Annotated in this window: 7 protein-coding genes and 1 pseudogene; all 8 read right to left on the reverse strand. The window is 70.5% G+C overall.

The window, feature by feature from the left end; all coding sequences use genetic code 11:
- A pseudogene (locus U9979_RS20005) lies at positions 1-160 on the reverse strand (bifunctional riboflavin kinase/FAD synthetase); the annotation flags it as partial.
- 29 nt (positions 161-189) lie between these two features.
- The gene (gene truB / locus U9979_RS20010; RefSeq protein WP_322780596.1) at positions 190-1,074 is read right to left on the reverse strand and encodes a tRNA pseudouridine(55) synthase TruB; all 885 of its coding nucleotides are present in this window, start codon (positions 1,072-1,074) and stop codon (positions 190-192) included.
- The gene (locus U9979_RS20015; RefSeq protein ID WP_322751997.1) at positions 1,074-2,171 is read right to left on the reverse strand and encodes a bifunctional oligoribonuclease/PAP phosphatase NrnA; all 1,098 of its coding nucleotides are present in this window, start codon (positions 2,169-2,171) and stop codon (positions 1,074-1,076) included. The genes truB and U9979_RS20015 overlap by 1 nt, the downstream gene beginning before the upstream one ends.
- Positions 2,168-2,668 (reverse strand): 30S ribosome-binding factor RbfA, encoded by a 501-nt coding sequence (rbfA, locus tag U9979_RS20020; protein ID WP_322752097.1) that lies wholly within the window; start codon positions 2,666-2,668, stop codon positions 2,168-2,170. The genes U9979_RS20015 and rbfA overlap by 4 nt, the downstream gene beginning before the upstream one ends.
- 15 nt (positions 2,669-2,683) lie before the next feature.
- Positions 2,684-3,025 carry a DUF503 domain-containing protein gene (locus U9979_RS20025; RefSeq protein ID WP_322752098.1) on the reverse strand — a complete coding sequence of 114 codons (342 nt, stop codon included), beginning with the start codon at positions 3,023-3,025 and terminating at the stop codon, positions 2,684-2,686.
- An 11-nt stretch (positions 3,026-3,036) separates the two neighbouring features.
- The gene (gene infB, locus U9979_RS20030) at positions 3,037-6,366 is read right to left on the reverse strand and encodes a translation initiation factor IF-2 (protein WP_322780597.1); all 3,330 of its coding nucleotides are present in this window, start codon (positions 6,364-6,366) and stop codon (positions 3,037-3,039) included.
- A gap of 186 nt (positions 6,367-6,552) precedes the next feature.
- Complete coding sequence (locus U9979_RS20035; RefSeq protein ID WP_322752100.1) at positions 6,553-6,813, reverse strand: YlxR family protein; 261 nt, start codon at positions 6,811-6,813, stop codon at positions 6,553-6,555.
- 7 nt (positions 6,814-6,820) lie between these two features.
- The coding region (nusA, locus tag U9979_RS20040) for a transcription termination/antitermination protein NusA (protein ID WP_416220268.1) at positions 6,821-7,286 on the reverse strand (466 nt) is incomplete at its 5' end.

Below are 7,286 nucleotides of genomic sequence, written 5' to 3' on the forward strand. Positions count from 1 at the left end.
ACGTGAGCACGACCGCGAGCTGTCCCGCCCGGTGGGCGCGTTCCACCGCCCGGCGGATGATCTGCTGGTGACCGCGGTGGACGCCGTCGAAGAACCCGATCGTCACAACACCGCCGGGCCAGTCATCCGGCGTCTCCAGCACCCCGCGCCACCGCTGCACATCCAAAGCCTATCGGTGCCGTTTGCGGCTCAGGCTCCGGCGAAGACCACCAGCGACCGGCAGCCGCCCTGCGCGTCCTCGGCAAGAGCGAGAAGCTCGCCGGCCGGACCGAAAACACCGTACGTGCCGGGTATCCCGAACGGGGGAAGACGCCGGCCGTGGGATATCGCACGAGCGGCATCGGCATCCACCTCCCGACAGGGAAACAGCGTGGCGACGGCGTCGGGCAGCGGACGCAGTGCGCCGACGCCGGCCTGCGCCAGCGCGTCCAGGGTGAGCGCCTCGGTGAGATCGAACGGTCCCACCGACACCCGGCGCAGGGCGCACAGGTGCGCGCCACAGCCCAACGCCCGGCCGAGGTCCCGGGCCAGCGCACGCACGTAGGTGCCGCTGGAACAGCCGACGGCAACATCAAGGTCAACGCCGGTGCGGGCAAGTAACTCGAACCGGCTCACCGTGACCCGCCGCGCCGCAAGGACGACCTGCTCACCCGCGCGTACCCGGGCGTAGGCCCGGACGCCGTTCACCTTGACCGCGCTGACCGCGGACGGCACCTGGTCGATCGGGCCGGTGAGAGCCGCCATGGCGACGGCGAGCCGCGCCTCGTCGACCTCGACCGCACGCACGGCGACAACCTCACCCTGTGCATCGTCGGTGGTGGTCGACTCACCGAGGCGGATGGTCGCGGTGTAGACCTTGTCGGTCAACGCGAGATGACCGAGGAGGCGGGTCGCCCGGCCCACCCCGAGTACCAGCACACCGGTCGCCATCGGGTCGAGCGTGCCGGCGTGCCCGACCCGCCGCGTGTGCAGGACCCGCCGAGCGCGGGCCACCACGTCATGCGAGGTGAGCCCCGTCGGCTTGTCCACGACGACCAGCCCGTCCACGCCGAACGCGGCGGTCGCACCAGCCATCAGCCCGGCAGTCTGGGGGCCCGGACCAGCGCGGCGCGCAGGGTCGCCATGGTCGGCTCCAGAGCTTCGGTGGAACTCAGGCCGGCGGCGAAGCGGTGGCCACCACCCCCGAGCGCGGTGCAGACCGCACCGACGTCGATGCCACCCTTGGAACGCACCGAAACCTTCCAGATGTTCGTGGCGTCCTGCTTGCAGACGACCGCCACCTCGGCTTCGGCCGTGGTCCGGACGATATCGATCACACCCTCGATCTCATCGAGGGTGAGACCCGCGGCGGTGAGGTCCGCGTAGGCACACCACGTCCACACCAGGTCGTGCTCGGGTTCCAGGCGGGCTCGGCCGAGCAGCTCACCCAGCAGCCGCAGGTAGCCGAAACGGTGGGTGTCCCACACCGTACGAGTGATCAGATCGTGGCGGATCCCGGTGCCCAACAACCGCGCGGCCAACCGGTGGACATCCGGCGTGGTCACGCTGTATCGGAACGAACCGGTATCGGTGATCAGGCCCGTGTAGATCGCGACAGCCATATCGTGATCGAGTTCAACCCCGAGCGCGTCGATGACGCCGGTGACCATCACGCTGGTGGAGGCGGCGTCCGGGTCGATCAGGTTGATATCCCCGAACCGCGTGTTCGAGGCGTGATGGTCGATCACAACCATTCGCCGTGCCCGGGTGGCGACCCGGCCCAGCGCCCCGAGTCTGGCCAGGCTGCCCGCATCCAGCGTCACCACGAGGTCTGGTGTCGCCGCGACCAGGGACGGCGGGACAAGGAAATCCTGGCCGGGCAGAAACGTCAGGGAGCGCGGTACCACGAACGGGTCGCTGTCGAATGACACCGACGCTCTGGCCCCGAGGGCACGCAGCGCAAGCCCCAGCGCGATCGCCGAACCCAGGCTGTCGCCGTCCGGGTCGACGTGCGCGACCAGCAGGATGTTCTCCCCGCTCTGGGACGCGGAGCGGATCGCCTCGACCGCGCGGTCCCGCTGCTCGCCGACCGCCTCGCCCTCGCCGGACGTGGACCCCGCCCGGCCCGTCCCCTCGCCCGCGTGGGGAACCGGGAGCAGGGACAGGTCGGCGAGGCTTGTCACGTCGGTCATCGCAGCGTGTCCCCCATCATTTCCTCGTCGCGCTCGTCGGCGTCGGACGCGTCGGCCTCGTCTGACTCGTCGGCCTCGACACGCGGCTTACGGTACGGGTCGGCTTCCCCGGCCGGCCGGGCGCCGTCCCGGACGCCCGCGAGGCCCGCGTCCCGCTCCCGCGCGGTGAGAATCAGGTCCTCGAGATGACGGGCGTCGTCAGGCAGACGGTCGTGGACAAAGGTCAGGGTAGGAGTGACCTTGACACCGGTCTGCCGGCCGACCTGGCTACGCAGCAGGCCCTTGGCCGACTCCAGCGCGCGCGCCGACTCCATCCGGTCGAGGTCATCGCCGTAGACCGTGTAGAAGACGGTGGCCTCGGTCAGGTCCGGGGTGACCCGCGTGTCGGTCACGGTGACCATCCCCAGGCGCGGGTCCTTCACCTGCCGTTCCAACGCAGCGGCGACCACCTCGCGGATACGCACCGCGAGCCGGCGCGCCCGAGCAGGGTCAGCCATGGCTTCCTCCCGTCATCACGACCGCGCCACCGATCGCGGTCCGTCCATACCCTCGTCGGACTCCAGGTCCTCATCGGAGAGATAGCGCATTCGCGCCGAGAGCAGTTCCAGCTCCGGGCGTTGCGAAAGAAGACCTTCACACGCCTGGACGACCTCGACGCAATGGGCCCGATCCGCCGCGACCACGGCGACGCCCAGCTGCGTCCGCCGGTGCAGATCGAGATGGCCGGTCTCCGCCGCGCTTACCGCATACCTGCGGCGGAGCTCCGCCACCACCGGCCGAACCACCGACCGCTTCTCCTTGAGCGACCGAACGTCGCCAAGGAGAAGGTCGAAAACTCCCGTCCCAGTCCACATGGTCCGCGTCCTCAGGAGCGAGGAACCTCCCGCTGTTCGAAGGTCTCGATCACGTCATCAACCTTGATGTCGTTGAACGAGCCGAGCCCGATACCGCACTCATAACCCTCGCGGACCTCGGTCGCGTCGTCCTTGAACCGTTTGAGCGACTCGACCGTGAGGTTGTCCGCCACGACCACGCCGTCCCGGATGAGCCGGGCCTTGGTGTTGCGGCGGATGAGCCCGGAACGCACCAGGGAACCGGCGACGTTTCCGATCCGGGGAACCCGGAACACCTCGCGGACCTCGGCCGTGCCGAGCTGGACTTCCTCGTAGACCGGCTTGAGCATGCCCTTGAGAGCATTCTCGATGTCCTCGATCGCCTGGTAGATGACCGAGTAGTAGCGGACGTCGACGCGCTCGCGTTCGGCCAGCTCGCGCGCCTTGCCCTCCGCACGGACGTTGAACCCGAGGATCACCGCATCGGATGCGCTCGCCAGGTTGACGTCATTCTCGGTGATCGCACCGACACCACGACCGATGATCCGCAAGGAGACCTCGTCGCCGACGTCGATCTTGAGCAGCGAGTCCTCCACCGTCTCGACCGAACCGGACACGTCACCCTTGAGGATGAGGTTGAGCTGGGTCTTCTCGCCCTCCTTCATCCGCTCCAGGATCGTCTCCAGAGTCGGGCGACCGCGGCTCATCGCAAGTTCGGCGTTGCGCTCACGCGCCTGGCGACGCTCGGCGATCTGGCGGGCAACCCGGTCTTCGGGCACGACCAGGAAGTTGTCACCGGCGTCGGGGACGCTGGTGAACCCGAGAACCTGCACCGGCCGGGCCGGGCCGGCCTCGTGCACCGGGTCACCGTGTTCGTCGAGCATCGCCCGCACACGCCCGAAGGCGTCGCCGGCGACCACCGAGTCACCGACCCGCAGGGTTCCCCGCTGGACGAGCACGGTGGCAACCGGGCCGCGGCCCCGGTCCAGTCGGCCTTCGATCGCGACACCCTGGGCGTGCGTGCCGGTCGGGGCACGCAGATCCAGTGCGGCGTCGGCGGTGAGGATGACCGCCTCCAGCAGACCGTCGATGTTGGTGCGGTTACGGGCGGACACGTCGACGAACATGGCGTCGCCGCCGTATTCCTCGGCGACCAGACCGTATTCGGTGAGCTGACCACGCACCTTCAGGGGGTCGGCGCCTTCCTTGTCAATCTTGTTGACGGCGACGACGATCGGGACGTTGGCCGCCTGGGCATGATTGAGCGCCTCGATCGTCTGCGGCTTGACGCCGTCATCCGCGGCGACGACCAGCACGACGATGTCGGTCACCTGCGCACCGCGGGCACGCATGGCGGTGAACGCCTCGTGACCCGGGGTGTCGATAAAGGTGATCTTTCGCTCATCCCCGTCGACATTCGCCCGGACCTGGTAGGCCCCGATGTGCTGGGTGATGCCGCCGGCTTCACCGGCGACCACATCCGTCGACCGGATCGCGTCGAGCAACTTCGTCTTGCCATGGTCAACATGGCCCATGACGGTGACAACCGGCGGACGCGCGGACAGTTCGACCTGATCGCCGTATGCGCCACCGAAGGAGAGGTCGAAGCTTTCCAACAGCTCCTTGTCCTCGTCCTCGGGACTGACGATCTGCACCTCATACCCGAGAGTGACCCCGAGCAACTGCAGGGTCTCGTCCGTGCACGACTGCGTCGCGGTCACCATTTCGCCGAGCTGGGTGAACACGACCTGGACGAGCGCGCCCTGGTTAGCGTCGATCTTGTCGGCGAAATCGGCGAGGGATGCGCCCCGAGGCAGTCGAATGGCCTGCCCGTTCCCACGCGGAACCATCGCCCCCATGCGGGGGGCTTCCAGCCCGCTCTCCCACTCCTGCCGCTTCGCGCGCTTGGACTTGCGCTGGCGCCCCGGGCGGCCTCGACCGCCGGGACCGAAGGCGCCGGCGGTCGTGCCGCCGCGGCCCCTGCCGCCCGATGTCGGGCGACCGCCGGGACCGCCGGCACCGGGAGCGCCACCGCCACCGGGACGACCCGGCGCGCCCGTACCCGCGCCGGCACCGCCGCCCGGACGACCGGGTGCACCGCGGCCGGCGAACCCACCGCCACCGGGACGGCCACCGCCGCCACCACCACTACCGCCGCCCGGACGGCCGGCACCGCCACCGGGAGCCGGTCGCCCGCCACCGGCACCGGCACCGCCACCACCTGGGCGGGGACCACCGGGACCTGCGGGACGCGAGGGGAACATGCTCGGATTGGGTCGAGGCCCACCGGTACCACCTGGTCGGGGCGGCATCTGGCCCGGCGACGGCCGGCCACCGGTACCACCTGGTCGGGGCGGCATCTGGCCCGGCGACGGCCGGCCACCGCCGCTGCCACCGGGGCGTGGACCGCCCGTCCCGGCGGGACGAGGACCCCCGGCGCCGGCGGGACGAGGGCCCCCGGCTCCGGCGGGACGAGGACCACCTGGACGTGAACCGGCCTGGCGCGGCGGCGGACCGGCGGGTGGACCGCTGGCGGCCGCGGGGCCGGACGGCGCCTGCCGTGGCTGCGAGCTGGGCGTCGTGTACGGGTTGTTACCAGGACCGGCCGGGCGCGGCCCGGGGCGCGGCCCGGGGGCCGGACGACCGGACGGACCCTTCACCGGCGGGATCTCCACCGACGGGCTCGGCGACGGCGTGTCTGCTGCCGGCATGCTGGGCGCGGACGTCGGCGCACTAGACGCGGGCGTCGGCACGCTGGGCGCGGGCGCGCTGGCCGCAGGCCCAGGTCGCGCCTGGACGCTGGGCGCGGCCGGGCGAGGGCGCGACGGCGGCGGAGTCACGGAGGGTGCGGGAGCGGCGCTCGGAGTGACCTCCGGAGCCGATGCGGCCGCGGGGAGGTCCGCCGCCGGCCTGTTGGGGGCTGGGCTGTCCGGCACCTGCGGTGCGGCGGGGCCTGGCTGGGCCGGGCCGGGCGCGCTTACCCCGACACCGGGGGCCTGCGGGCGGGCCGGGGCACCGGGGGCACCCGGGCGGCCGGGAAGCCGCGGACCGGGACGGGGTGGTACCGGTCCCGGACGGGCTCCGGTACCGGGCCTGACTCCGTTGCCCTGGGAGCTGCCGTTGCCCTGCGGGTTGCCCTGGGAGCTGACATTGCCCTGGGGTGTACCACCGCGGGCGGACGACCGCTGCGTTGCCGCGCCTTCGGCCGGGAACGATTCCTTGAGCTTTCGAACGACGGGTGCCTCGACTGTGGACGAAGCCGACTTCACGAACTCGCCGAGATCCTTCAGTTTGGCGAGCACGGTCTTGCTGTCGACTCCGAGCTCCTTGGCGAGCTCGTGTACGCGGGCCTTTCCTACCACGGTGCTCCTTCTTTCGGCCCGCGGTCCGCCCGCGTGACCCTCGTTACCTGCTGGTCGTGATCATGGCTGCGTGCTCATCGCGCGGTCATCGCTGTCTCGACCTGCTTCCGTGTCGACATCTGGTGATGTCGTCCGATCTTCCGTGAACTCCACGCCGGTGCGCAATCACGTGCCGTTCAACATCATCTACCGCTCAACAAGGTGTGCCCTGACGCGTCCAAGCCCGAGTGGCCCTGGAACGCGCAGCGCCCGCGGGAACGCCTTGCGACGCTCCGCGAGATCAAGGCAGGCCAGATCGGGATGCAGGTGTGCTCCCCGCCCTGGCATACGACGGCGAACATCGGGTGTGAGCTCGCCACCAACTGCCACCATACGCACCAAGTCGGTCCGCACCGCCCGGGTACGACACCCTACGCAGGTGCGGACCGGCTCCGCACGGCACGCCATCGTCAGTCTATCCCGTTGCGCCCGCGGAGCGGTTGCCGGCAGCCGGGGATCTACGGGCCGCGGCCGGGGCCGCGACCCGCCTGGGAGACGATTCGGGACGTTCCCTCGACACCGGGTCACCGCTGCCTTCCGTAGCGCTTCTTTCCGTATCCGAATGGATGTCGATGCGCCAGCCGGTGAGACGGGCGGCCAGCCGGGCATTCTGCCCTTCCCGGCCAATGGCGAGCGACAGCTGGTAATCCGGTACGACCACCCGGGCCGAGCGGCCGGCCTCATCGGTGACCTCGACCCGTGCGACCCGTGCCGGCGACAGCGCGTTACCCACGAACGCGGCCGGTTCGGCGGACCAGTCGACGATATCGATCTTCTCGCCACGCAGCTCAGCCATGACGGCACGGACCCGGCTGCCCATCGGACCGATACACGCGCCCTTCGGGTTCACTCCGGGGACGGTCGACCGAACTGCGATCTTG

Source organism: Protofrankia sp. Cas4 (assembly GCF_963555915.1).
Classification (GTDB): Bacteria; Actinomycetota; Actinomycetes; order Frankiales; family Frankiaceae; genus Protofrankia.

Bases quoted from the DNA above. Each gene is read 5' to 3' on its own strand.
- truB (WP_322780596.1), bottom strand. From the start codon at position 1,074: ATGGCTGGTGCGACCGCCGCGTTCGGCGTGGACGGGCTGGTCGTCGTG.
- U9979_RS20015 (WP_322751997.1), bottom strand. From the start codon at position 2,171: ATGACCGACGTGACAAGCCTCGCCGACCTGTCCCTGCTCCCGGTTCCC.
- rbfA (WP_322752097.1), bottom strand. From the start codon at position 2,668: ATGGCTGACCCTGCTCGGGCGCGCCGGCTCGCGGTGCGTATCCGCGAG.
- U9979_RS20025 (WP_322752098.1), bottom strand. From the start codon at position 3,025: ATGTGGACTGGGACGGGAGTTTTCGACCTTCTCCTTGGCGACGTTCGG.
- U9979_RS20035 (WP_322752100.1), bottom strand. From the start codon at position 6,813: ATGGCGTGCCGTGCGGAGCCGGTCCGCACCTGCGTAGGGTGTCGTACC.